Here is a 415-nt window from a genome sequence, read left to right on the forward strand (position 1 = left end):
GGCCTTGGCGGCATCCGCGAACGGCTTGGTCTGGCTCTGGCCGGCGGTGCCGATGCGGCCCCACCGGACGTTCAAATCGGAGCCTGCCTGCTCCACTTCCCAGAATTTGCTGGAGTTTCCCTCGATCAGTTCGAAACGTCGCATGAAGTCGTGAATCCTTTCGGAAAATGCGCCTCAAGGGGCTGCGGTGCGGGACCGCGGGTAGGTATGGCGGCCCGTGCGGGCCGGGGCGGAGCGGAGAGGGAACGGTCAGCGGCTGCCCGGCGGCAGGCCGGCGCCTTCCGCCGGTGGCGCCGCGGGCTCGGCCGCAGCGGCGATTTCCTGCCGCTCCTTGGCCATCTGTTCCACCAGTTGCTGGCGGCCCTGCTTGGCCACGGCGATCATCTTGGCACGGTCCTTGTGGTGCGGGTACATC

General features: G+C 68.2%; 1 protein-coding gene. It reads right to left on the reverse strand.

The genetic code is table 11. The annotated features are described in order from the left end of the window. Positions 1–144: WGR domain-containing protein (locus AC066S_RS39690; RefSeq protein ID WP_478272046.1), on the reverse strand; the 144-nt coding region annotated here is incomplete at its 3' end. Positions 145–415 lie beyond the last annotated feature (271 nt).

The sequence above is a fragment of the Bradyrhizobium sp. CFUWI genome, from assembly GCF_056429085.1.